The organism is Fluviispira sanaruensis (assembly GCF_004295685.1).
Classification (GTDB): domain Bacteria; phylum Bdellovibrionota_B; class Oligoflexia; order Silvanigrellales; family Silvanigrellaceae; genus Silvanigrella; species Silvanigrella sanaruensis.
On record NZ_AP019368.1, the window covers coordinates 1,308,597 to 1,332,995 of the forward strand.

The window sequence follows — 24,399 nt, forward strand, 5'->3', positions numbered from 1 at the left end:
ACTTCTTTATTATGTTCAACTTTATGTATGTTAAGAGCACATATTTAAAAAAAATTAAATAATTAATTTAAAATATATTTTTTTTAATTTTTTTTCTTAAAAAGGTGAATTGTCACTTTATTGAAACAGATTAGACAAATCGAATTTTTAAAAACGCTTATATATTGTGCAAAATATTTATTTTTAAATGTATAAAATACACTATGTAGTTAATTGTCGAAAATAGAAGCACCTGTTCTGAGATCCGAATTGATCTTTACTTCTTGCGCAGCAAGTTCCAAATAGCGACGTAAAATCGCTTGCTGGGTTCTATTTGTTTGCATGCATGGGCATGGAATGCGCACGACGAGATCGATTCTCTCAGGAGATGGGAGAACGAGGGATATTCTTGGATCGATACTCGCTGGTCCTAGAACAAAAGCATTGTTTTTACTGTTAAAAAACTTTTTTGCTTCTGTTAGGAACGGAGTGGTTATTTCTTTTGCAGCAAAGAGCAGGAGAGATTCACATTGTCGCCAATCCTGTGTGTTCGCTATGGGGACGGTAAAGGAATGAAAGACATACTTTTCATTATGGCTTTCTCGTGAAACAGAAAAAGTCAAATAGAGGCTGTTTGGGATAACAAGTGTGCGTCCAGTGTATTGGGAAAGCTGTCCCGTGGGGCCAATCTCGAGGAGAGTTGTGGTTAAAAATTTATAATCAACAACATCGCCACGGAAAGTCGCTATTTCTATTCTGTCTCCCACAGAAAATGGTTTCGCAACCCACTTATAAAACCCTCCCACAAAACAAAGAATAAACTCTTTTGTCGCTATGGCTAAAGCGGCTGCAATGGCGACAAAAGAGAGAGCTATCGTTTTAAGTTCATTCGACCAAATTGTGATGAGAGAGAAAAAAATGATTACTATGAATGCATTTTTAACACGAACAGTTATGTTTATCTTGCTTTCCGCAGGACTTATTTTGAGCTGAGTGATTTGTCTCACAACCAAAAAGCGAATTGCGAGTAATGTGATAAAAACAACGACTGAAGTAAAAATATTCTGTACATAATATTTATCCTGGAAAAACTCGTACATGATATTCCTTTAAACAACTATTTTTTACTGCCATAATGTAAGGCTGCCTGTTCTTTAGCAGCTTCCATAGCAGTTTTTATCATTTTTCCTTTTAGGAAGAAATATAAAACAGTGCCAATCAATAAGATAAAACTTAAAGTCAAAAATGTTTTAAAGGGGAACTCGAGAGATATGGCCCCAATTTTAGCCGCTATAATTCCAGTTAAGCCAAAAGTGGCTAAATAAAAAGCTTGGAAAAGGGATTTCAATTTCATAGGTGCAATCAAACTAATAGCAGACATCATCACAGGAGAAATGACCGTTTCACTGACTGAAAAAAGAATGATGAAAAAAGCAATTTCATAATATTGAAATGGTTTTTCTCCAGTTAGAGAATTTTGTCCAATATAAGCAAGGTAACTAAAGTAAAATAAGGAAATGGAGCAGAGCAAAAGCGCAAAATTCATTTGGGTAAAAAAATGGGGGTATTTATTCCGTAAAGCCATTTTTGCAAGAAAATAAGTTATGACAGGGGTTGAAGAGATAATAGTGAGACTTTCAAGCGATTGAAAGAATGTTGCAGGGATATTATAATTAAATAGTGTTTTATTTGTCTGATTTTCAATAAATAAAGTTAAAGTACCAGATATGGCAATATTATAAATAATGGCCCAGATAGCAAAAAAGACAAATGCGATAAGGAGTGAAATGAGTGCTTTTTTTTGTTTGCGCGTAATCGGTTGATGGTTTTTTTCATCGTGCTTTGATTTACGAATGACTTTGTCGAGAACAAGATGTTTACGGCCTGCAAAGAAAACAATCATTCCGAAAATCATCCCCACGCCTGCGGACGCAAGCGCAACGCGAAAACCAAAATGTTGTAGGAGGAGACCGCTGCTTATCCCTGCAATCATAGCGCCTAAGTTGATTCCAAAATAATACCAGCTAAAGCCAGATTCTCGTCGTAAATCATCCGGAGAATACAATTGACCGAGAAGAGCAGGCATACAAGGTTTAAAAAAACCTGTTCCTGATGCGACGCAAGCAAGTCCGATATAAAAAAAGTTTGAATAATCTGAAAAAAACAGTAAAAAGTGTCCTAATATAATAACAAATCCACCCAAAATAACCGCTTTATAACGACCTATAAATCTATCTGCAATAAAGGAGCCTAAAATGGGTAAAGTGTAAGCAGCCATTGTATATAAACCAACAAGGGCAAGTGCTCTTTCATTGCTCCAACCCAGCCCTTTATTTTCGACCGTTGCCGAAGCGTAAAGAACAAGTAAAAAGCTGAGAGTGTAATAACTTAAGCGCTCAAAAACCTCTGTAAATGCTAGAATATACATACCTTTAGGCTGTGACTTTTGTTTCATTTGTGTTATCTCGCAAAAAAATAATAAAATAGTTAATCAAAAGCTTTTTGTGCAATTTGACCTTTTAAAAATAGAGCATACCTTAAATGAGGACAAGATTTTTTGGTTTGATTTTTGACTGAGCAAGTAAGTGACTTTTTCTTTATTAATATAAATAAATACAGTTATTTTATTTTTTAATTAAATCAATAAAGAATTATTAATCGTTTATTAAAGTGAAGATTTTTTATTATTTTCGTATTACTTTGCCAAAAATAAATGCTTCGGGTAAGAATTCACTTATTTTTCCAAGATCTTTTTGATCGACGATGAGGGTAAATCCTAAACCCATATTCCAAACAGTATAAGCTTCATCATCAGTGATATTTCCGAGATTTTGAAAGTATTTCATGATCGCTGGAGTCGATATTTTTTCTTTATCAACTTGATAGCGTAAATCTGCAGGCAAAATCCGGCTGATATTTGTCAGACCACCACCTGTAATATGCGCCATCCCTTTTATGCTAAGCTGTTTTTTTAATTTTAAAATATCTTTTACATACAGGCGGGTTGGTTCAGTTAAAAATTCTCCAATGGTTTTGTCAGCAAAAGAATCTTGCAATTGGATATTATTATCTCGCATTATTTTACGCACTAACGAATAACCATTTGAATGGAATCCACTGCTCGGTAAACCAATTAAAATATCACCTGCTTTGATATCTTTTCCGTCGATAATTTCATTGTTGTAAACTTCGCCAACGGCAAAACCAGCAAGATCGAATTTATTGTTGTCGTAAAATCCAGGCATCTCTGCAGTTTCTCCTCCTAAAAGGAGACATCCTGACTCTTTACAAGCACGAACAATTCCTTTGATCACTCTGTGTGCAACATCGATATTGAGCTTGCCTGTGGCAAAATAGTCGAGGAAAAAAAGTGGGCGTGCTCCACAGACAATGAGATCGTTTACGCTCATGGCGACAAGATCTTGTCCAAGATCTTCATACCGCTCCATTTTAATGCCGAGTTCGAGTTTAGTTCCCACTCCATCGGTGCATGCAACTAAGGAACGCTCTTCATCGAAGGGGTAAAGACCGGCAAAACCACCGATAGATGGGTTTATTTCTTTGATTTTATCAACGAGATATTCACCTGCAGCAATGCTAACACCTGATTTTTCATAAGTTTGACTTGTCATAAATATTTTTCTCCTGGCCAAGAATTTTTGCGAGTGTGGATGTGAGCAATTTATGTTCCAGTGGGCGAACACGCTCTTGCAGCTGATGCGCGGATTCTAAAGGTAAAATTGGAAATTCAATTGAGCTGAGTACGGGCCCCGCGTCGAGCTCTTCTATCACTTCATGTACAGTTAATTCCCAGCGTGAAAAATGATTCTTTATTGCATATTCATAGGCGTTTGCACCTTTGTATGTATTGAGATTCGCTGGATGTAAATTTATAAGGAGTGGTGGTGGTTGAATATTCTTCAGTTCAGTAAAAAACGTATGTGTCAACACCCGCATATAACCCGCAAGGACAATGACTTTGATATTTTTTATTGTTGTTAATTTATTAATAATCTCAATTTCGTGATCTGCGCGAGATAAATAATGTGTGTGCGGAATAACAAAGCAAGGAATATTTTTATTTTGCGCTTTTTTTATTACAAGAGCTGTTTCTTTATTGCAGATAAGCGCTTTGACATCCATAGGAAAAGCATTTGCTATCGCTTCAAAATTGGTGCCAGATCCACTGGCAAAAACGACGATCATAAAGTTTCTTTCAATTGAGTTTGCTCTTGGGATGTTTCACAAAACTCTTTGCCAATATCTGTTCTAAAATGAGGTTTGCTTAAACTTTCATCGGAATTTTTTAAATAATAATTTTCAATTGCGCAGTAAATATTTTTTTGTGCTTGGGTAAATGAACTTGAACTTGCTAATAAACCAAATGCCCGCCCGCCTATTGTTGTGCTGTCAGGTTCGATTGCAGTGGGAATAAATTCACAGGAACTTTGTTGTAAATTATTATTTATGAGTTCACGACGTGGCGCCGATTTTTCGGGATATTCCGGCGAGGCCGCAACGAGGAAAATTCTTTTTAATTTGTCGTGATTAAATTCATCTCCCGATTTATTTGATAGTGAAAATGAATTACCTTTTGCTGTATTAAATAATTCCGTATAAAAATCCCTTTGTAATCCTGGTAACAAAACCTGCGTTTCGGGATCACCTAAGCGGCAGTTGTATTCGAGTAACCATGCTTCTTGCTTTTCATCGACCATAAAACCAGCAAATAAAAACCCTCTATAAGGTGTATTTCTTTTTGAAAGTTCATTGAGAGTTTTTTCGAAGGTTGTTTTGATCTGTCCCATTATTTTTTCACTTAGACACACAGGACTGACGGAACCCATTCCACCTGTATTGGCGCCCGTTTGTCCATCATTGCGGCGTTTATAATCTCTTGCCATAGGTAACAGTCGAAACTCATTACCATTGCATAAAGCAATAGCAGATATTTCTTCGCCTTTTAGAGTCTCTTCAATAAGGAAACAAGGACTTTTCTTTTGTTTGCTATAGGTATCTGTTTTTACTTGTGCGGATAGTTTTTCCCAATCAGGTAAATTCTGATCAATAGCAACAAGAGCATTATGTACATCTTCTTTCGTAAATAAAACAAAAACACCTTTCCCCGCAGCCAACCCATCGTACTTCAACACACAGGGAAGATTAAATTGAGTGGTGTCATTTATTTCTAAATAATTGTGTAAAAGATTTTTTAAATCATTCCACGTAACAATTTGAGCAGCTGCAGTTTTTATTCCTGCAGCTTGAATAATTTCTTTGCAAATAATTTTACTGGATTCCAGTGCTGCACAGGCGAGTGAAGGAGCAAGTACCGGTATATTATATTTTGCACAGGCAGATTGTATACCTTGAGCTATGGGAAGTTCAGGTCCTGCAACAACAAGTCCGATTTGATTGTCGCTGGCATATCGAGCAATATCATCAACGTTTGAAAATGGACACAAACGATATTTTGGGTGTTCCCATTTTCTTTTGCCTGAGGCACAAAAGACATTTTTGACTTCAGGTAGTTTTGCAAATGCAGAGAATAAAGAATAATCTCGCCCACCGTTGCCAATAATTAAAACATTTTCAGGCATCAATGAAAGTTTTATAGCACTTGCAAAAATGTTAGGGGAAATTGGCCAAGGGATAAGATTGGGTTTGGAAATTTCATAGGGAGAAATATCGCCAACAAATATACGAAACATTTCTTGATAACGCTCTGAAATATTATTTGCTATCTTTTCTGTTACATTAGTGTCTTGGAATACAGGGTGATTGGCAGGATTCCCCTTAATCTCTTCTGGTTTTCCTAAAAACTTTATGAGTTCTTCGCGCAAAAACTCTTTGGATAACTGCTTAGGATTCTTGCTACTTGCTTCATTTAATAACCAATAACGAGAAGAGTCAGGAGTGTGGACTTCATCAACTAAGATAATTTTATTTTCGAAGATCCCCATCTCATATTTGGTGTCAACTAAGACTAAATTTCTTTTTTGTGCTTCAAGACTGCCGAATTCGAAGAGTTCTAAAGCTTTATTTTCGACGAAATCCCAATTGTCTTTTCCTATTATTTCCCTCGCTCGAGCACAAGAAATTGGAAGATCATGTCCCCCATCCGCTTTGGTTGTGGGAGTGATAATTGGCTTAGAAAATTTTGCATTTTGTTGCATGCCGTGCGGTAAAGTAACAGCGTACTCAGCATAGACACCTTCAACGCCTTTGCTCTCATAAAGGCGCCAAATACTTCCTGTTAAATACCCACGTACAATGATTTCGATTGGAAATACTTTTGTTTCTTTAACAAGCGTATGGGTTTCATTTAAACAGCCGATTAAGTTATTTTCGATAATATGAGCGGTCTTTTGAAAATAATAAACGGAGAGCGCTTGGAGAATTTCAGCTTTTTTTTCAATTTCAAATGGGAAGATAAAATCGAATGCAGAAATACGATTGCTTGTTTGCACAATTCTTGAGTTATTATCGAGAACTGCGCTGTTACGTACTTTGCCAATATAAATATTTTGTATGCTCGTCATTACAGATTTCCTTAAAAGTAACGCTGAATAGCTACTAAATTATCTTTCATTTGTTCAAGTGATATATTTCCGCCCGCAAATACGCCGCGACTCACTGGGAAAGTAATTTCATTGGGATGATTCGCACATTTACTGATAATTTTCCAATCCGCTCCTTGAGCGCCCAACCCTGGAGAAAGTACAGACAGTTCACTTGCTTTTAATTCATCTGAAAAAAGAATATTTTCTCTATTTGCCCCAATAACAACACCAATCAATTTATTTAAATCTTCTTGGTTTGCAAAAATTTTTTCTCGCAATTGCTGACATGCTAACAGCGTTCTTCTCCAATTTTCATCGATAAATGAAAGTTCGCCTGTGCTAGATTCACTGGTTGCACACAGTACATAAACACGGCCTTTGCGATCCGCTTTCTTTGCGCATTCTTCAAAAGCCAATTCCAACGTTTGTTCTCCTAAAAATGGACTGATAGTTAATGCATGCGCTTGTAAAGTTCCAAAGACAAAATGCAAATAAGCTTTTAGAGTCGTTGATATATCGTTAAATTTTGCATCGATAATAATAGTATATTTATCATTGTAGCGGTTAACGAATTCTTCTAATAAAGAAATACCTTTGCTTCCATAAGCAAGAAAATATGCCAACTGTGGTTTTAAGACTTTATCGTTTAATTTGTTTCCATAAAAGTCTAGGATTTCCATATGTGTATAAACGGCAGAGCGAAAACTTTCAAAATTTTGCTGAGTAGGATTGGGATCGATGCCAAGACAAAAATTTATATTTTTATATGTTTTCATTTAAATCTCTCCAAAATTTTTCAGCTTGCAAAGATGAGCCATTTTTACTTGTAGATTTTGTGATAAAATGTCCCATTTTTCTATTCTTTTTTGCTTCTTTTTTTCCATAAAGTACAACGTCAATGACTGCTGGATTTTTTTTCCAAGCATTTAGATTGAGAGCATATTTATTATTTTGTTCTAGCCAAATATCTCCTAAAAGATTTCCCATACAATAAAAACCTTCGTTGAGTATTGGAGTTTGCAATGGAATATCCAATAATATGCGAGCAAGTGCATCGAATTGACTGAAGTTGCAGGCGTTAAGGGTAATATGTCCTGAATTATGTGGTCTTGGCGCAAATTCATTGATGTAAATATAGTAATCATCCACTTTTTCAAAATCATAATATGGATTTATTTTACGCGATAAAAAGAATTCAGTTGTCAAAAGACCTGTTACATTCAATTTTTCAGCAGCACGTTTGGCAATATCTTTTAATTTTTCTTGCACTGCAAGAGGTAAACTTGCAGGTAAATGAGTCGTATATAAAATATGATTTTTATGTACATTTTCAAATATAGGGAAACAGATAGAAGAATTATCTGCTGTGCGTGCTACGATACAGCTTGCTTCCATTTCTATTTCTATTTTTTCTTCAAAAAGAATAGGAGCAAAATTCTGCGAGAATTCATGTAAAAAAAGATTAAAATCATTTTCATTATTAATAAACCACTGCCCTTTGCCATCATAACCTCCGGTTACGGTTTTAAGAAGAAATGGGTAGGAAAATGTTTGAGCAATACTTTTTGCTTCTTCCCTATTCGTTGCAAAAGCAAATTGGCAAACAGGAAAATGATTGTTTTTTAAAAATGATTTTTCGAGGATTCTATTTTGGGTGGTTTTTAAGACTTGCGCAGAAGGGAAAAGTTTTGTACCAGTTGATTGACAAATATCTTCAAGTAAATTCACAGAGACATTTTCGAATTCATAGGTCACAATGTCAGAGCTTGCAAAAAACTCTTCTAATTTTTTTTTATCTTCCCAATTACCTTGCATACAATAATTTGTTCTCTCTATCGCAGGCGAAATGGGGTCGGGATCATAAAATTGGACTTTTGCTCCGAGCTTGTGAAGAGCGCTCGCTAACATACACCCAAGCTGTCCTCCTCCTAAAATACCGACTGTTTTCATCTGTCTTTCATTCCTTCAATAATTATTTTAAGAAAGCGCAGTTTATAAGTTTTTATCTGTTACTTTAACTGTGCATTTTTTAAATTTTCTTGGACAATCTCATTTCCCTCAAGTGCTAATTGAGCTCTATTTTTACGCCATTTTGTCAGTGCCAATGAGATTTCACAATCTTCAATAGCTAGGATTTGCAAGGCAAATAGAGCTGCATTGGTTGCGCCTGCATTGCCAATGGCAAAAGTAGCTGTTGGAATTCCTCCTGGCATTTGCACGATAGAAAGCAAACTGTCTATGCCGTTTAAGGCTTTGGATTGAATGGGCACTGCCAACACAGGCACAGTGGTCAGAGCACTGACCATGCCGGGTAAATGAGCTGCTCCACCTGCACCAGCTATAATTATTTTTATCCCTTTTTCTTTCACTTGTTTTGCATATTCATACATCAGCTCGGGTGTTCTGTGAGCACTTATCACTTGAATTTCATAAGGGATAGAAAATTCTATTAAAATGGCTTCGGCATTTTTTAAGGTCTCATAATCCGAATGGCTGCCCATAATGAGACTGATAAGCGGCTTTTGTGTCATTTTTAGTTTTCTCCAAAATCTTCGGGGCATGCGATTTTTTGCGCTGTAATATCTTGATAAATCCCTGAAAAACAGGCAGTGCACCAACCACCGTTTGAACTTTCGGACTTTTCTTCATGAAAAAAGTTTGTTACTTTATATTTGTTCTTATTTTGAAAATCATTCATAACTGAAAGAAGACTTTCTTCAGATAAAAATCCAAGGGAGTCAGATTTTAGATAATCATTCATTTCGTTTGGAGTCATGTGCTGCGCTAATAACTCTTTTCGTTTTGGGGTATCTATCCCATAAAAACAAGGATATCTCACCGGGGGGGAAGATATCCTCATATGTACTTCTTTTGCACCTGCTTCTCTGAGCAATTCGATGATTTTTCGTGAAGTTGTTCCTCTCACAATACTATCATCAATGACGATTATGCGTTTATTCCTCACAGTTTCTCGCACAGGATTGAGCTTCAAACGCACGCGAAAATTGCGTACATTTTGTGTCGGTTCGATAAAAGTTCGACCCACATAATGGTTACGAATAAGGCCGATTTTATAAGGAATTCCTGAGGCATTTGCATAACCCATAGCCATAGGCACGCCACTGTCGGGAATAGCAATGACCATATCTGCCTCGACAGGATTCAATCGCGCCAGTTCTTCGCCCATCGCAAAACGAGCGTCATGGGCAGGTATGTTCCAAACAAGACTGTCAGGACGAGAAAAATAAACATGTTCGAAAATACATTTTGCTTTTTGTTTATTTTTGCTTTGGAAAGTAGACATATTAAAATAACAACTTTCGTTGTGTCCCGTACTCAAATCAATGGAAAGAATTTCTCCAGGAACGATATCACGCACAAACTCGGCTCCGACGAGATCCATGGCACAGGTTTCGCTACTTAAAACCCAGCTACTTTTTTCTGCATTTTCTATGGATAATCTTCCTAATGACATGGGGCGATAGCCACAAGTGTCTACGACTGCATAAAGGTGTGTTGGGGTTAAAATAAGCAAAGAAAAAGCCCCTGCTAATTTTTCAAAGGCCTCTTTTAATCGTTCTATAAATGTCTCTTTTGAGCTTCTGGCCATGAGATGTAATACGAGCTCAGAATCTGCGGTCCCCTGTAAAATGGCTCCATTTTTTTCGAGGCTGTGACGAATCTCTTCGGAATTTACAATATTGCCATTGTGTGAAAGCGAAACAGGAATTCCGCCAATTCTTGCTGTAATAGGTTGGATATTGGCATCAAGATTCCCGCCCGAAGTGCTATACCGCACATGTCCTATCGCCGTTGATCCTTTTAGCTTGACAAGTTCTTCTTCTTTAAAAACATCAGAAACAAGACCTGAATTTCTAAAAGTATGAAGCTGTTTGTCTTCATCGATTGTAGAGATTCCAGCACTTTCTTGACCTCTATGCTGTAAAGCAAAGAGGCCAAGATATGCTATTTTTGAGGCGTTTTCTGCATTCGTAACTCCAAAAACACCACACATATTTATTTTTCCTTATATTCGCATGAAAGTGTATCAAAAAAACGCTTTAGTGAATTAGAATAAAGTTTAAATACGGTCTTATAATCGAACACAGTTTTTGGGATGGAAGAGCCTACAGGTTTAAGTGCAGCAAGATACTCTGCTTTAAAATGATTTGAAGTCAATTGAATGAATTTTTCGGCATTTTCTTTATGTTCAAAACCAAATATAAAGCCCATGTTACCTTCTGAAAAAAGATCCTGACTGGACATCTTCCAAAGATTTTCGCTTAACTCTATCTCACATTCTGACCTAAGGGAACAAGAAATAAGTGATCCAAGCAAACCCCCGTGACCGACTGGAAAACATAATTTTGGCTTTAACTCTTGAATTCGAGTAAGAACTTGTTTCCATAAATTTTGCTCACTTGTTAAGTTTAATTGAGGGCAATGTGAGTTCTTTTTTCCTAATATCCAAGCGGTTTGTGAAGCTTCGTAGCTTGATAATTCAAGTGCATTTTTATCTGCAAGTTGAACTAAGAAAACAGTTTTATGTTCTGCTTTTTCAAAATAAAGTGCAGGCAAAGAGAGCAATGGGACTTTTGTCACATCGTCTATTCTGCCAACAATACCGAGCATAGGTGTGGGTGGAATTGGATGGCCAGAGGTTTGGTTATTTAAACTTACATTACCACTAACAATTGGGATATGAAATTCTTTTGCTACCAAGTTGATACCATCCACGGCATCAGATAATTGCCGCATGACTTCTGGTGAGCGGGGGCTGCCAAAGTTAAGGCAATCTGTCATTGCAAGTGGAACTCCATTGCTTGCAATTATTTTACGGGCAACTTTGAGAGCAGATAGAGCTGACCCTTGATAAGGATTCATTTCTACCCAACGCTCTTCACAACCACCTGCGACTGCAATCCCTGTTTTTGTTTCTAGATTGTTGATATCTTTTTCTTGGGCAAACTTGGGCAGTCTCACAATACCTGCCGAAGCTGTTTGCATAGCGCCGCATCCTGCAACGGTGTTACCTTGTACAGTCGAGCAATAATTATGATAAACAGCTGAGCGTTTTGCATTGGCAGGATGGGTAAATAAATTGTCAATTAAATTGGGATATTTTTCAATTAAGTTTTCAAGGCTGATATTAGATAAAATATCATTATGAGCATCAAGATGAACAGCATTGAGTGAAAGTGAAGGTTTTGATTTTGTCGTTGAACCAATCCAAATATTCTCTACTGTTTCGTTATTTAAAACATCATGATTTTTTAAATATGATTCTCTATCTTGAATAGGAAGATCATAGCGAGGAACATCATCTATTAAAATTGGTATCGGCGTTGCAGTCACTATTTGCTTATCAAATAAACATACAAATAGTCCTGTTCTGTTCACTTTTCCTATCTCTGCATAAGATAAATTGAATTTTTTAAGTTCTTCAAGCACGGCGTTTAAATTTTCAGGTTTAACGGCACAGAGCATACGTTCTTGCGATTCACTCAAGAGGATTTCCCATGCCTGCATATTGCTTGCCCGTTGCGGAACTTTTGCTAGGTCAATAGCGACACCGCAGCCCGAACGCCCCGCCATCTCAACGGAACTTGAAGTTAAACCTGCTGCTCCCATGTCTTGTAAACCGATCGCAAGTTTTTTCTCTATGATGGAAAGGGTGGCTTCAAGCAAAACTTTTTCTGCAAAAGGATCGCCAACCTGAACTGTTGGTTTGAGGGTTGCGCCACCCGCTGAAAATTCAGAACTGCTCATCGTAGCGCCATGCACGCCATCGCGACCCGTGGCTGAACCAAAATAAATGAGAATATTTTCACCATCAGGAAATAAAATAGATTCAATTTCTTTTGTTACGTTAGAGTTGATTTGAATTTGTGGCAAAATTTCTTTTGTTTTCTTTTTTAATGATGCAATTTGTTCATCGCTTGCTTCAGAAAGTATGCCTTTAAATATTTTATCTTTATGAATGATACCTGCCGTAAAGGCATTGACTAAAATATTTTTGTTGTAGTTGTGATGAAAGCTTATATCACCTGTGACAGTTGGCACTCCCACACAGTTGCCATAATCACCGATCCCACGCACAGTGTCGCGTAGCAGTGTGGCATTCCATGTGCCTTCACCAAAACGTAAGCAATTCAATGCAGCAATAGGGTAAGCTCCCATGCAGAAGACATCACGCAATATTCCACCAACGCCCGTGGCTGCTCCTTGATAAGGTTCCAAATAGCTTGGGTGATTGTGCGATTCCATTTTAAAAGCAATGCCGTAATTTTTATTAATTGCGATCACACCTGCATTTTCACCAGGACCTTGTAGAACCCAAGGTTCTTCCGTGTGGAAGCGTTTTAAATGCACGCGAGAAGATTTATAAGAACAGTGTTCACTCCAAAGAGCGCCACAGACAGCAAGCTCTTCTGTTGAAGGGATGCGACCCAATTTTTCTACAAATGCGGTTGCTTCCTCGTTGTTTAAGCCTGCTTTTGCAGCTTTTTCAAGGTATTCAGCTGTGATGAGGTTTTTATTAGACATCAATGCGCTCTCCCCATTTTTATTTTTTCAACAAATTTTTCTAATTCACTTCCCACTCGAATTTTAATATTTCGAGATTGTGAAATTCCAAGTAAAAAAATGAGTCCATCTGTGCCACCAACAGCGGTGTCTGAAGCTCTTTCTGGGTGAGGCATCATGCCAAGCACAGTTCCTGAGTCGTTTGTAATTCCTGCTATGGATTTATAACTGCCGTTTTCATTGTGGTTGTAGTAAATAACGGCGTTATTTACTGCTTGTGATCGTGCAATTTCATCGACGGGAGGCAGCCAATTTCCCATTCCGCACGATAAAGGAACGCGGAAGTGGGTTGAAAATTCATTTTGTAACTCTTCCTGTTCATTTTCGTTAAATTCAGGGATCCACACACACTTTTTACTGCTGTTCATTTTATTAAGATAAGCAGAATCTATGTGAATTGAAACTGGAAAATGATGATACCGACGCGTGATATTCTTCACTAAGGCACCAGGTAACAGACCCGTTTCGCATAATATTTGAAAACCATTGCAAATTCCTAATATGGCGACACCTTCTGCGGCTCTTTTTTTTACAAAAGCCATTTCTTCCGAACGGGCTGCGATGGCGCCCGCTCTTAAGTAGTCACCATAACTGAATCCACCTGGGACAAAGATGGCATCGATCTCTTCAGACTTTAGCGAAGAGTGTTTTGCTAAATCGAGAAATTCGGCCTCGGTTTCGAGATTCGATGCGATCCATAAAAGTGATTCCTTTTCACAATTCGTTCCAGGAAAAACGGGGAGAAGAGTTTTTTTCATTGAATAACCTCAACCGTGAACTGCTCAATAACAGGGTTGTATAAAACTTCACTTGCATATTTATGCATACTTTCTGGATTTGTATTGCCAGGCATACGTATAAAAAAACATTTTTGTTGGCGCATATCTATCACTTCATTTCCAGACAAGCGCATGTCATTTGCAATCGTTTTTGCTTCTGTGTCAAGGACATCAGGCAGAAGTTCCACAGTTACTTTGATTATTTTTTGCAGAGCAGGAATTTTATTATGGATAGCTTCTGCGTTTTTACGGTTGTACTCTTCAGGCGTTATCCCAAAAACTCTTTTGAAAGTCACAGGTAAGGATTTTAAATAGCGATCTGTATCAAAAAGTTGCAATAATTTTTCTGCACCAACAGTTTCTTTCACTTTTTTATTTTGCAAAAGATCATCGAGAAATTGTTTCGGCTTGACTTGATTGGTTGCAACTTTAGCAGAAATTTCAAGGGCGATGCCTTGAACGAGTTCATAAGCTTCTGTTCTATTCATTCCGCTTGTCACAAGCGCTGTCAACACGCTTTGGCTTGCCCACAAGCCTCCCGATTTCCAAAGAGTGGCTTGCATAGCTTCTGGACGGATTTGCATCCCTTCCATCAGTGATGCGCAACGAGAAAGCATAAAATCGGCAGTGATAAAAAGGTCGGGGAGGGCCATGCGTTCTACGCTGCTGTGAGAAATGTCCCGTTCGTGCCAAAGAGCAACATTTTCAGACAGCATACCGGCAAATCCACGGATAGTTCGAGCCAATCCACAGAGATTTTCTGCCAAAATAGGATTTTTTTTGTGTGGCATGGCTGAGCTGCCTTTTTGTTTTTTGCCAAATGGCTCTAAAACTTCACCAAGCTCAGTGCGTGCCCAATGGCGCATGTTCGTCGCAAAGCGATCGACGGCGTTGGTTGCAGCAAGTATGGCTGAAGCCACCGATACAAAGCGATCGCGTGGAATAACTTGCGTTGCAACGGCCTCGGGCTGCAATTTCAGTTTTGTTAAAACAGAATGTTCAAATTCTGCTGACATTTGCGAATAAGTGCCCACTGCGCCAGACAGCTTGCCATAAGACATTGTCTTTTGTGCATTGATAATTTCCGTGTGTGCTCTTTGAAACTCGGCAAAATGACTTGTTAATACTTGGGCAAAACTCATGGGTTCTGCATGAATACCATGGGTACGGCCTATACAAACTGTATGTGTGTGTTCGAAAGCGCGTTGAGCTAGGCTTTCTCTGAGTTTTTGCAGGGTATTTGTTATTATTTCTAGGGATTTACGAGTGCGGAGGGAGAGGCTGGTGTCGAGAACATCTGAGCTAGTCAAGCCTTTGTGGAGAAAGTGACCTTTGTCGCCCATGGAATCGCCCACTTCAGAGACAAAAGCAATCACATCGTGCCCGGTTTCCTGCTCTCGAGCCAAGTAATCAGCAGGAGTTTTAGAGTTAAAAGCTTTGTCGAAAACATTTATGACATCGTTGGGTGCGTCTCCCATTTCTACAAGAGTTGCTAAATGTGCTTTTTCAACTTCTGCCCAAGACGCATATTTAGAGTCTTCAGACCAGATAGATTTCATTTCTGGGCGGGAATAACGTTCAATCATGATGCGAACCTCCGTTCAATATTATCTCTTCACGCGGTCACTTTCTCTTAGAAAAAATTTGTCTTAAGGACAAGAGGTAGCAAAAAAAATTGTAATTAGATTAAAAGATTAGTTAATTTAATGAAATTCCAAAAACACTTAATATAATTACAATATATTTATAAATATTATTATTAATTGAAAAATATTTTTATTTATCCTATAATTTTTTTCATAGTTTTTATAAAGCAAAAACTATTTAAAAAAAATTAACTAAATATATAAAATCATTACCATTGGAGGATAAGTGTATTTCAGGAATTTAAAAATTAGCAATTATTCCGATAAATCTTTTGCAGCCTTAATTATGGCGCACGGTGGTTACACTCCAAGACAAAACTTTATGCAAAGAGGAAGTGGCAAAATTAAGATCCCTAAAAATATAGTCATAAATTTCTACACGGATGCTGATAACTTTTCCATTGGTGGACGTGGACATAATGTCTATTCTCCTTCGCAAAACTTTCCAGCACCGCCTATTATAGAAACTTTAATAGAAGGGATGGAAACAGAAAACTATTCACTTTCGCACCACCCTCAATTCGAAAAAATGAGAGATACTTCTCAATCAAATATCATACTTATTCGCATACTGCCAAACACAAAAGCACATTTAAGTGATGTATTTAAATTTTGTGAAATGTATCAAATAAAAGTTTTGCACTATTTTGCTTGTCGAGTAAACAAATTGCATTGTGAATTGAGTGTGTCAGGGCCGTTCTAAAGTCATTTTATAAAATGGAAAATCATCTGTTTATTTAAAGTGAGTGAAAGTCTTACACCAATTGAAATTTTTTCCTCCAAACGAAACTTACCTGTTATCATCCCAAAATCTTCCGAATGTAAATTCGCTAATATATAGGCTCCATAATATTGAAGTGAAATAACTTGAGCTGAAAAATAAATATCAGTTCGAATATTTTTTTTGTTGAATATCAAGGCATCGGGTCTAAAGTAAATAAATTGTTCGTTGCTATAAGAGGGATTTTTTTCTACAATCTCTTGTAAATATTTAAATTTTTGGATGATGGGGTTTGAAAGTTTAACTTTATTTATTGTGCCAAAAAATGAGGCTGCCGCAGGGGTTTGAGGGTTTGTATAAATATTCTCAGGGGTGTCAAATTGCTCAATTTTTCCTTCGCTTAAAATAATAATTTTATCTGAAAACATAAGAGCTTCCGTGGCATCATGCGTAACAAAAAGTGAAGTCATTTGACTTTTCTTGAGTATATTTTTGACTTCAAGACATAGATTACGTCTTAATGCCATGTCCAAACCGCTAAAAGGTTCGTCTAATAAAAGTATTTTTGGCAAGGGTGCTATTGCTCTTGCTAAGGCTATGCGTTGTTGCTGTCCCCCAGATAGAAGATGCGGATATTTGTCTTGGAAATTTTCCATTTGTACGAGTGAAAGCATTTCAGCAACACGTTCTTTTCTTGCAGTTTTATCGAACTTTAATAAGCCAAAAGCAATATTTTGTGCAATATTAAGGTGCGGAAAAAGAGCCAGATCTTGAAAAACAAGTCCCACCTCTCTTTTTTCAGGAGGAACATGTTTGCCGTCTGAAGACATTTCTTTTTCATCAATTAAAATCTGTCCTTTACAGATGGTTTCAATCCCAGAAATAACGCGCAGCAAGGTCGATTTCCCACACCCAGAGGGGCCTAAAATACTTACAATTTCTCCTTGTGATATGCAAAAAGAAATATCACTAAACGTATTTATTTTATCATATTTATGAGAAATATTTTTAATTTCCAGTAAGTATTTTTGCTTCATATGGATCTCTTTTTTATAATTATTATTCTTTATTTTTTGGTTGAATATTTGCCAATATTATTACAGGAATAATGCCAAGTAATACAATCAGCAAGGCTACAGGAGATGCCTCTATTAATCTTTCGTCAGAAGCTAGATTGTATGTTTTAATAGCAATTGTTTCAAAATTAAAGGGGCGGAGGACCATTGTTGCGGGTAGTTCTTTTATAATATCAACAAAAATTAAAATAAATGCTACAAAAAGCGACTTTTTAATGATCGGTAAATATATTTTAAATGATGTTTTGCAAGTTGTACTACCTAATAGACGAGATGCCCAAAATAGAGAAGGAGATATTTTTGTCATACTTGCTTGACTGCTTTGTAAAGAAACTGATGTAAATTTCATAGAGTATGCATAAAAAAGGGAAAGCACTGTACCAGAAAAGATAAGCGTGGGATACTCCTCTTTAAAAATATATAAATAAGTATTTGAAAATAAATTATCGAATATACTTAAAGTGTTTAATACTATGATTGCTAAAATAGAACCAGGAATAGCGTAGCCAAATGAAATACTTTTAGATAAAATATTAATTAGTGAATTATGATTAAATTGTCTGATAATTGCAATGAAAAAACCTATAAATAAACAAAGAAAAGCTGCTGACGCTGCCAAAATAAAAGATCGTGCAGAGATTGTAAAGAAATCTTCATCAAATGCTTTTGCACCTAAACTATAAATATTGCTCAAAAGGATGCTCAAAGGAAGGATAAAAGCAAGAAAAATTGGTATAAAACAGATAACACTTGCAGCGATTGCAGAAAAACCAGCCAGTTTTTTTCCAGTCTCTTGCGCATGAGGAATGTGCTGTTGGTAAAAGCGTTTTTTCTTTCTAAAATGATTTTCTAATACAACTATACATATTATAAATATAAAAAGAATAAATGCAACTTGAATAGCGCCATTTAAACTTCCAAGTCCAAACCAAGTTCTGTAGATTCCTGTAGCTAATGTATCAATTGAAAAAAAATCTACTGTCCCGAAATCACCCATGACTTCCATACAAACCAGAAGCAAACCTGAAAATATTGCTGGCTGTGATAAGGGTAAAATTATTTTCCAAAAAGTTTTTAAGTTGGAGTTTTTTAATACTTTTGCAGCATGAATTAAGGATGGAGATATCTCTTGGAATGCTTGTTTGCTAAATAAATAAACATAAGGATAAAATGCGAAACTCATGATTACAATAGCAGCCAAATAGGGATTCAGTTCTATGAATTTATCTTTATGATAATAATATACGTATGCTAATATATAAGACGGAAATGCGCAAGGTAGTAATAAAGCCCATTCAAAGGTTTTTTTGAATGGGAAATGATAAAAACTTGTGAGCCAGGCCAAAGGAACTCCCAATAAAAAAGTTCCTGTTACCACAGATGTAGTTAGAAAAAGAGTGTTGATTACGTACGTGCTCAGCACCGTTGACTTTAAATGATACCAGACTTGGATATCTGGTATTAGAAGATAAATAAAAATAGAAAAAATGGGAAAAGTAAAAATGGCAAGAATTAAAAATAAAAAAAAATTCAAAGCAATTACCTCGGAATTAAAATAGAATTAACGCCATCCCACTTTATCTAAGAGCTCAACTGCTTTGGGTGTATTTTCACCAATTTTTGTTAGGCTTACTGCATCAAATTTTGGTTTGCCCATTTTTTTTAAGACATGTGTCCATTCAACATCGGTGCGAACAGGATATTCGTTGTTCATTTGGGCGAGGAATTCTTGTGAATCTTTGCTAACTAAGAATTCAATGAATTTAATTGCATTTTCTTTATGCGGCGCATATTTTGCAATGCCAGCAACACTTGCGTTGATATGCATTCCTCTATTTTGTTGATTCGGAAATACGATAGCTAAATTCTTAACAACTTTTTGATCATCTGGATTTTCCGATTTGACAAGTCGGGCATAGTAGTAGGTGTTTACAATCGCAATATCTCCCTTTCCATTTGCAATGGCTTTCATTTGATCAATATCGCCACCTTCTGGTTTGCGGGCTAAATTTTCTGTAATTTTTTTCGCCCAATTTTCTGTTGCTTCAATTCCATTCGCATAAACTAAAGATGCAACAAGGGATTGGTTGTAAACATGATTGGAAGTTCTTGCTAAGAGACGACCTTTAAATTTTTCATTTGCAAGGTCTTCATAGTTTTGAATTTCACTTTCATTTACTTTTGTTTTGTCATAGACAATAGCTCTTCCTCTTAAAGTTAAAGCGTACCATTGATTGTTTTTCCCTTGTAAGTTAGCAGGAACAGATTTTTGCAAGGTGGGTGTACTAAAGTGTTGAAAAAGATTGGCTTGCTCTGCTTTCCAAGCATTCCCAATGTCCACTGTAATAATGACATCTGCAGGGCTTTTTTTCCCTTCGCTTTTAATTCTTTCAATCAGTTGTGCTGCTTCTTTTATTTGAATTTGATTGACTTTTATACCCGTTTCTTTTTCAAATTTTGCAAAGAGTTCATTGTCTACGCCATAATGTCTTGAAGTATATAAATTGACTATTTTTTCTTTTTCGCTTTTAGCGATGGCGATTCCTGAAAAGAAACTTGAAAAAAGTATAGAAACAAAAGCGCCATTCAGTATTTTACGGGTGATTTTCATTCGATGTCTCCAGAAAGTCGGTTGGATTGCACAAAATAAAACAATGCAAAAGTTGCAAAGTGAATTTGAATATATTGAAAATGAGAATTATTATCAATAAGGTTTTTATTAAATTTATATCCTTTTGAAATTACCTTAAATATTTTAAAATAAAATAAAATTTGATTTAATTAGCTCAGTCCAACATCTAAAAACATCATCAACACAAAACCGAAAATAAAACCTGCGGTGGCTTTGGCTTCGTTGCCAGAGCGGTGGAGTTCGGGAATCATTTCACCACAGATAACGTAGAGCATTGCTCCGCCTGCCAAAGCAAGTCCACCGGGAAGCAAAGAATGGGAAAAACTTGTGGCAAGACAGCCAAGCAATGCACCAATGGATTCTGCAAAGCCTGCAATTAAAGTTGCATTTATTGCGTACCTATTGGAAAAACCATATGCTTTTAATGATAAAGCCACGACAAGTCCTTCAGGAATATCTTGCAATGCAATGCCGATAATAATGGGAAGCGCAATGTTGACTTCACCACTGCCTAAACCAACCCCAACAGCTAAACCTTCTGGGAAATTGTGGATCGTAATTGCTAAAATAAAAAGCCAAATCCTTTTTAAGGATTTACTTTCCATTCCTTCTCTGCCTTTTAAAAAATGTTCATGCGGAATAATTTTATTAAAAAAACTAAGACCAAGGCTGCCTAATATAACAAATAACGAAACATAACCTGCTGAATAAAGTTTAGAATGAAACTTTGTCTCTGCTATTGCTATTGCAGGATTGAGTAATGAAAAACAAACAGCGCCAAGCATAACTCCTGCACTGATTCCGATTAGAATATCCCTAACTTTTATTGAAATATTTTTTGTAAAGAAAATTGGCAGTGCACCAATGCACGAGGCAAAGAAAGTAACAAACACACCAATAGCAATAATATCAAAAAAAGAATTCGAAAATAAAATCACTCTGTTCTTATATCCTTTGCATTACGACATATATGCTTTTATTTCTTTTTCAGAAATACCTAAAATATTTGCAATTCTCATCGCATAATCTTTATCGGCTTGATAAAAATATCCTAGTTGTCGCACTTTGATTTCTTTATCTATATATTTCATATGTCCAGCAATGTTTGTCGTCAAATTATTCTTTTCAGTTTCTGAAAATAGCTTATAAAGCAATCCGGCTTGGACAAAATCATCTTTCTTAGGATACTCCGATCGACAGCTATTTCCACTGAGAACTATGGCTTGTTCCAATTTAAGAGGGTTAGAGCGAGGACCGCCATAGCTATTAGGTGAATAGTTTATAGAAGATCCGCCATTGCCATCCACGCGCATAGCTCCATCACGTTGATAGTTCGTGATTTTCTTTGCATAGGGGCAGTTCACGGGAATAAGAGCAAAGTTTGCTCCTAAGCGGTGCCGCTGTGTGTCTGTATATGAAAAGAGTCGCCCTTGTAAAAGCTTATCGGGTGAGGCTTCTATGCCGGGAACGAAGTTTGCAGGAGAAAATGCGAGCTGTTCTATTTCTTGGAAGAAATTATTGGGGTTTCTATCTAAAACAAGTTTACCAACTGGGAGAAGGGGATAATCAGAATAAAGCCATACTTTTGTGGGATCAAAAGGATTGAATTTATAAGTGAGGGCATCTTTTTCTGGCATAATCTGCACGTAGGCTTTCCAAATTGCTCTTTCACCTTTATTTATATACTCAAAAAGATCTCTCGTTGCGCCATCCACATCGGCAAGGTTAGCTTCACTATCTGTATAAGTTTCAATACCGGCTTCACTTTTAAAATGCCATTTTAGAAAATGGCTTTCATTTTTTTTATTCACAAACTTGAAGGTATGAACACCAAAACCATGCATATTGCGATATGATTTCGGCGTGCCTCGGTCTGAAAAGAGCATTGTCAACATATGGGTTGTTTCAGGGCTCAGAGAATTAAAATCCCAAAAAGCATTTTTATCTTTTAAGTTTGATTGCGGATTTCTTTTGTGAGTGTGTACCATATCTGGGAATTTAAAAGGATCGCGGATAAAAAAAACGGGAAGATTATTGCCAACGAGGTCGTAATTGCCTTCAAGGGTGTAAAACTTAATAGCAAATCCGCGTGGGTCGCGTTCGAAATCGGAAGAACCTTTTTCCCCACCTACTGTGGAAAATCGCACGATCACATCGGTTTTAAGACCAACTTTGCTTAAAAAGTCTGCTTTTGAGTATTTTGTTAAGTCATGGGTGACTTCAAAATAGCCGTAAGCTCCTGCCCCTTTTGCATGAACGACTCTTTCTGGAATGCGCTCTCGATCAAAGTGCGCCATTTTTTCTAAGAAAAAATAATCTTGTAATAAAACAGGACCGCGTTCGCCTGCTGTTAAAATGTGCTCATTGCTGGGTATTGGGGCGCCTGCATTGGTCGAAATTGTTTGGTGAAGCTTGCTTTTGTGAGAATGGGTTGGTTTAGAATTATTTTTATCAGGCATTGCAAACCCCATATACTTTCATTCTGCAGAATTTGTTTAAATTTTAAGTAACAAATGCATAATAAAAAATTTTAAAGCAAACTGAGGCCTTTCGCAACCGATGTGATTCTGAGAACGTCATTAATTTTCGCTCGAGTTATATTTAAATTCATAACAGCTTTTTCATGAGCAATAACACACTTTTCGCAGCTATTTAAAATACTAATAGCTAAAGAAATCAGTTCATATAATTCTTTAGTCATATATGGTTTGGCAAGTGCATTCATTCGTAATAAGGGAGATCCATATTCTTGTGCAGCATTCCCATCGTTTTTTTCTACAAAGAAACGGAATTTATAATATGTGTTTAGCATTCCCATTATGGCTGGTATTTGCTTTGCTTCATTAATGATTTCGTCTGTAATTTTTTGGTGATTTGCAATTTCAAGGCCAATCATTTCTAAAGATTGATTTGATAAAGTTCTGCCTAAAGAAATTAATAATAATGCATATTCATCATCACTTAAAAATTCAGAATCTGCAAATTTTTCGAAATTTAATTTTAAATCATTGACCGCTTTCCCTTGAACATTATTAGATAAGTTTATTAAGTATTTTGAGGTTATTTCTTGTCTAAACATTCTATTTTCCTTTGTTATTAAATTCTTGCTCGTCTAAGAGCAAGAATGAATTTATATTCTATTTTATTTTTAAAAATTGAGTTTTAAATGAGAGTTGCAATAAAAACTAATTGAGTGTTGCTTGACCTTTTTCCCAATTACATGGACAAAGTTCATCTGTTTGCAAAGCATCTAAGACTCGAATAACTTCTTTTACATTTCTTCCAACGGAAAGGTCATTGACAGAAACCCAACGGATAATTCCTTCTGGATCAACAATAAAAGTCGCTCTAAATGGTACCTTTTCAACTGGATGCAAAATGCCAAGTGCTTCGCTAAGCTCTTTTTTATTATCAGCAAGCATAGCTATTTCAAGGTTTTTGAGATCTTCGTGGTGTTTGCGCCATGCTAAATGCACATATTGACTGTCGGTACTGGCTCCGTAAAGTTCACAGTCACGGTCGTGAAATTGTTTTATTGCTTTGTTAAATTCAGCAATCTCAGTGGGACAAACAAAGGTGAAATCGAGAGGCCAAAAGAAAAAAACAGACCATTTACCTTTTATGCTGTCGTTGTTTAAAGTGATAAATTCTTTACCTTGTTCTAAAGAAACAACTGCAGGTACAGAAAAGCGTGGGAAAGGTTGTGAGATGCTAAGAATTCTTGACATTGAGGAACTCCTTTAAATTTTTTTAATGAAACTTTAATGACTTAGGATAGTTATTTTTACTTATCCTAAATTTAGACTTAGTCTAAATTTTTATCTATGTCAACTCTTCAAGGTAAAAAATAAAATATGTAAAATTTAAATAAAAATAACTCTTAGCTTCCCAATGAACGAAAAAAAGCTCTTATCCTGTAAAGAATAAGAGCTTTTAAAGAATTCTTGCAAAGTAAATTAGAGACTATCCAAGGATTTTTTGAAAAATGACTTAGCAGCTGCCATATTTCTTTTTTCACGCATGCAAATACTTAAAGTTGCACTTTGGCGATCATTTGCACGGTACATATACTTCCATTCACCGTTGCATTTTACATATGATTCTTCAATTTCATAGCTCGGAATCCGTTTACGAGACTTTTGATCCACATTATTGCCAAATTTTTGAACCCATTCGTATACAGTTTTATGAGATACTTCAACACCATGCGCAAGCATTTTTTCAGAAACAGAACGATAAGTCATATTCTCATGAAAATATAATTGCACAGCCGTTTCAATCACAGGCCATGGATAACGGTGTTGTTTGTCAATTCTTTCTTTAGTTGCCATTATAAGGACTCCTTGCTTAGAAACGATTGGAACTTCACGTTAGGTCATTTTTAAATGAAAGGTAACGTAACAATTTTTTTTGATATA

At 36.4% G+C, this 24,399-nt stretch carries 21 protein-coding genes; 1 reads left to right on the forward strand and 20 read right to left on the reverse strand.

From position 1 onward, the window contains the following. Positions 1-209: 209 nt before the first annotated feature. The 12 genes from EZS29_RS05645 to purB form a co-directional block, all read right to left on the reverse strand. Positions 210-1,079, reverse strand: a complete 870-nt coding sequence (locus tag EZS29_RS05645) for a mechanosensitive ion channel domain-containing protein (RefSeq protein ID WP_130607429.1) — start codon at positions 1,077-1,079, stop codon at positions 210-212. A gap of 17 nt (positions 1,080-1,096) precedes the next feature. Beyond that, a complete protein-coding gene (locus EZS29_RS05650; protein WP_130607431.1) occupies positions 1,097-2,434 on the reverse strand; it encodes a peptide MFS transporter in 1,338 nt (445 codons plus the stop codon). 229 nt (positions 2,435-2,663) lie between these two features. After that, positions 2,664-3,611, reverse strand: coding sequence for a phosphoribosylformylglycinamidine cyclo-ligase (gene purM / locus EZS29_RS05655; RefSeq protein ID WP_130607433.1), 948 nt, complete (start codon positions 3,609-3,611; stop codon positions 2,664-2,666). Further along, the gene (locus EZS29_RS05660) at positions 3,592-4,185 is read right to left on the reverse strand and encodes a formyltransferase family protein (RefSeq protein WP_130607435.1); all 594 of its coding nucleotides are present in this window, start codon (positions 4,183-4,185) and stop codon (positions 3,592-3,594) included. Before EZS29_RS05660 ends, purM begins: the two co-directional genes overlap by 20 nt. After that, positions 4,182-6,521 carry a phosphoribosylaminoimidazolesuccinocarboxamide synthase gene (locus EZS29_RS05665; RefSeq protein WP_130607437.1) on the reverse strand — a complete coding sequence of 780 codons (2,340 nt, stop codon included), beginning with the start codon at positions 6,519-6,521 and terminating at the stop codon, positions 4,182-4,184. Before EZS29_RS05665 ends, EZS29_RS05660 begins: the two co-directional genes overlap by 4 nt. Positions 6,522-6,532: 11 nt before the next feature. Continuing rightward, positions 6,533-7,318: an orotidine-5'-phosphate decarboxylase gene (gene pyrF / locus EZS29_RS05670; protein WP_130607439.1), complete on the reverse strand. Its 786-nt coding sequence runs from the start codon at positions 7,316-7,318 to the stop codon at positions 6,533-6,535. Then, positions 7,305-8,492, reverse strand: coding sequence for a 5-(carboxyamino)imidazole ribonucleotide synthase (locus EZS29_RS05675; protein ID WP_130607441.1), 1,188 nt, complete (start codon positions 8,490-8,492; stop codon positions 7,305-7,307). The genes pyrF and EZS29_RS05675 overlap by 14 nt, the downstream gene beginning before the upstream one ends. Positions 8,493-8,551: 59 nt before the next feature. Beyond that, the gene (gene purE, locus EZS29_RS05680) at positions 8,552-9,073 is read right to left on the reverse strand and encodes a 5-(carboxyamino)imidazole ribonucleotide mutase (RefSeq protein WP_130607443.1); all 522 of its coding nucleotides are present in this window, start codon (positions 9,071-9,073) and stop codon (positions 8,552-8,554) included. A 2-nt stretch (positions 9,074-9,075) separates the two neighbouring features. After that, positions 9,076-10,557 (reverse strand): amidophosphoribosyltransferase, encoded by a 1,482-nt coding sequence (gene purF / locus EZS29_RS05685; RefSeq protein WP_130607445.1) that lies wholly within the window; start codon positions 10,555-10,557, stop codon positions 9,076-9,078. 2 nt (positions 10,558-10,559) lie between these two features. Beyond that, positions 10,560-13,088: an AIR synthase related protein gene (locus EZS29_RS05690; protein WP_130607447.1), complete on the reverse strand. Its 2,529-nt coding sequence runs from the start codon at positions 13,086-13,088 to the stop codon at positions 10,560-10,562. Continuing rightward, the gene (purQ, locus tag EZS29_RS05695) at positions 13,088-13,885 is read right to left on the reverse strand and encodes a phosphoribosylformylglycinamidine synthase I (protein ID WP_130607449.1); all 798 of its coding nucleotides are present in this window, start codon (positions 13,883-13,885) and stop codon (positions 13,088-13,090) included. The genes EZS29_RS05690 and purQ overlap by 1 nt, the downstream gene beginning before the upstream one ends. Then, a complete protein-coding gene (gene purB / locus EZS29_RS05700) occupies positions 13,882-15,492 on the reverse strand; it encodes an adenylosuccinate lyase (RefSeq protein WP_130607451.1) in 1,611 nt (536 codons plus the stop codon). The genes purQ and purB overlap by 4 nt, the downstream gene beginning before the upstream one ends. 286 nt (positions 15,493-15,778) lie before the next feature. On the opposite strand from purB, the gene EZS29_RS05705 reads away from it, so the two are divergent. Further along, complete coding sequence (locus EZS29_RS05705; RefSeq protein ID WP_130607453.1) at positions 15,779-16,255, forward strand: putative adhesin; 477 nt, start codon at positions 15,779-15,781, stop codon at positions 16,253-16,255. Between the two features lie 2 nt (positions 16,256-16,257). Here the strand turns inward: EZS29_RS05705 and EZS29_RS05710 are convergent, their stop codons facing one another. The 8 genes from EZS29_RS05710 to EZS29_RS05745 all read right to left on the reverse strand — a co-directional run bounded on the left by EZS29_RS05710 (position 16,258) and on the right by EZS29_RS05745 (position 24,312). Next, positions 16,258-17,310 (reverse strand): ABC transporter ATP-binding protein, encoded by a 1,053-nt coding sequence (locus EZS29_RS05710; RefSeq protein WP_130607455.1) that lies wholly within the window; start codon positions 17,308-17,310, stop codon positions 16,258-16,260. Between the two features lie 22 nt (positions 17,311-17,332). Beyond that, entirely contained in the window at positions 17,333-18,883 is a 1,551-nt protein-coding gene (locus tag EZS29_RS05715) for an ABC transporter permease (RefSeq protein WP_172603797.1), read from the reverse strand. Between the two features lie 27 nt (positions 18,884-18,910). After that, on the reverse strand, positions 18,911-19,960 hold the full coding sequence (locus tag EZS29_RS05720; protein WP_130607459.1) for an extracellular solute-binding protein: 1,050 nt from the start codon (positions 19,958-19,960) through the stop codon (positions 18,911-18,913). Between the two features lie 170 nt (positions 19,961-20,130). Then, positions 20,131-20,919: a ZIP family metal transporter gene (locus tag EZS29_RS05725; protein ID WP_216678722.1), complete on the reverse strand. Its 789-nt coding sequence runs from the start codon at positions 20,917-20,919 to the stop codon at positions 20,131-20,133. Positions 20,920-20,940: 21 nt separating this feature from the next. Beyond that, the gene (locus tag EZS29_RS05730; RefSeq protein WP_130607461.1) at positions 20,941-22,440 is read right to left on the reverse strand and encodes a catalase; all 1,500 of its coding nucleotides are present in this window, start codon (positions 22,438-22,440) and stop codon (positions 20,941-20,943) included. A 71-nt stretch (positions 22,441-22,511) separates the two neighbouring features. After that, on the reverse strand, positions 22,512-23,060 hold the full coding sequence (locus EZS29_RS05735; protein WP_130607463.1) for a carboxymuconolactone decarboxylase family protein: 549 nt from the start codon (positions 23,058-23,060) through the stop codon (positions 22,512-22,514). 106 nt (positions 23,061-23,166) lie between these two features. Continuing rightward, a complete protein-coding gene (locus EZS29_RS05740) occupies positions 23,167-23,709 on the reverse strand; it encodes a peroxiredoxin (RefSeq protein ID WP_130607465.1) in 543 nt (180 codons plus the stop codon). Between the two features lie 228 nt (positions 23,710-23,937). After that, entirely contained in the window at positions 23,938-24,312 is a 375-nt protein-coding gene (locus tag EZS29_RS05745; RefSeq protein ID WP_130607467.1) for a DDE-type integrase/transposase/recombinase, read from the reverse strand. Positions 24,313-24,399 lie beyond the last annotated feature (87 nt).

Bases quoted from the DNA above. Each gene is read 5' to 3' on its own strand.
- EZS29_RS05740 (WP_130607465.1), bottom strand. From the start codon at position 23,709: ATGTCAAGAATTCTTAGCATCTCACAACCTTTCCCACGCTTTTCTGTA.
- EZS29_RS05660 (WP_130607435.1), bottom strand. From the start codon at position 4,185: ATGATCGTCGTTTTTGCCAGTGGATCTGGCACCAATTTTGAAGCGATA.
- EZS29_RS05735 (WP_130607463.1), bottom strand. From the start codon at position 23,060: ATGTTTAGACAAGAAATAACCTCAAAATACTTAATAAACTTATCTAAT.
- EZS29_RS05665 (WP_130607437.1), bottom strand. From the start codon at position 6,521: ATGACGAGCATACAAAATATTTATATTGGCAAAGTACGTAACAGCGCA.
- purE (WP_130607443.1), bottom strand. From the start codon at position 9,073: ATGACACAAAAGCCGCTTATCAGTCTCATTATGGGCAGCCATTCGGAT.
- EZS29_RS05650 (WP_130607431.1), bottom strand. From the start codon at position 2,434: ATGAAACAAAAGTCACAGCCTAAAGGTATGTATATTCTAGCATTTACA.
- EZS29_RS05745 (WP_130607467.1), bottom strand. From the start codon at position 24,312: ATGGCAACTAAAGAAAGAATTGACAAACAACACCGTTATCCATGGCCT.
- EZS29_RS05675 (WP_130607441.1), bottom strand. From the start codon at position 8,492: ATGAAAACAGTCGGTATTTTAGGAGGAGGACAGCTTGGGTGTATGTTA.
- EZS29_RS05710 (WP_130607455.1), bottom strand. From the start codon at position 17,310: ATGAAGCAAAAATACTTACTGGAAATTAAAAATATTTCTCATAAATAT.
- EZS29_RS05720 (WP_130607459.1), bottom strand. From the start codon at position 19,960: ATGAAAATCACCCGTAAAATACTGAATGGCGCTTTTGTTTCTATACTT.
- EZS29_RS05690 (WP_130607447.1), bottom strand. From the start codon at position 13,088: ATGTCTAATAAAAACCTCATCACAGCTGAATACCTTGAAAAAGCTGCA.
- EZS29_RS05645 (WP_130607429.1), bottom strand. From the start codon at position 1,079: ATGTACGAGTTTTTCCAGGATAAATATTATGTACAGAATATTTTTACT.
- purQ (WP_130607449.1), bottom strand. From the start codon at position 13,885: ATGAAAAAAACTCTTCTCCCCGTTTTTCCTGGAACGAATTGTGAAAAG.
- pyrF (WP_130607439.1), bottom strand. From the start codon at position 7,318: ATGAAAACATATAAAAATATAAATTTTTGTCTTGGCATCGATCCCAAT.
- purF (WP_130607445.1), bottom strand. From the start codon at position 10,557: ATGTGTGGTGTTTTTGGAGTTACGAATGCAGAAAACGCCTCAAAAATA.
- purB (WP_130607451.1), bottom strand. From the start codon at position 15,492: ATGATTGAACGTTATTCCCGCCCAGAAATGAAATCTATCTGGTCTGAA.
- EZS29_RS05730 (WP_130607461.1), bottom strand. From the start codon at position 22,440: ATGCCTGATAAAAATAATTCTAAACCAACCCATTCTCACAAAAGCAAG.
- purM (WP_130607433.1), bottom strand. From the start codon at position 3,611: ATGACAAGTCAAACTTATGAAAAATCAGGTGTTAGCATTGCTGCAGGT.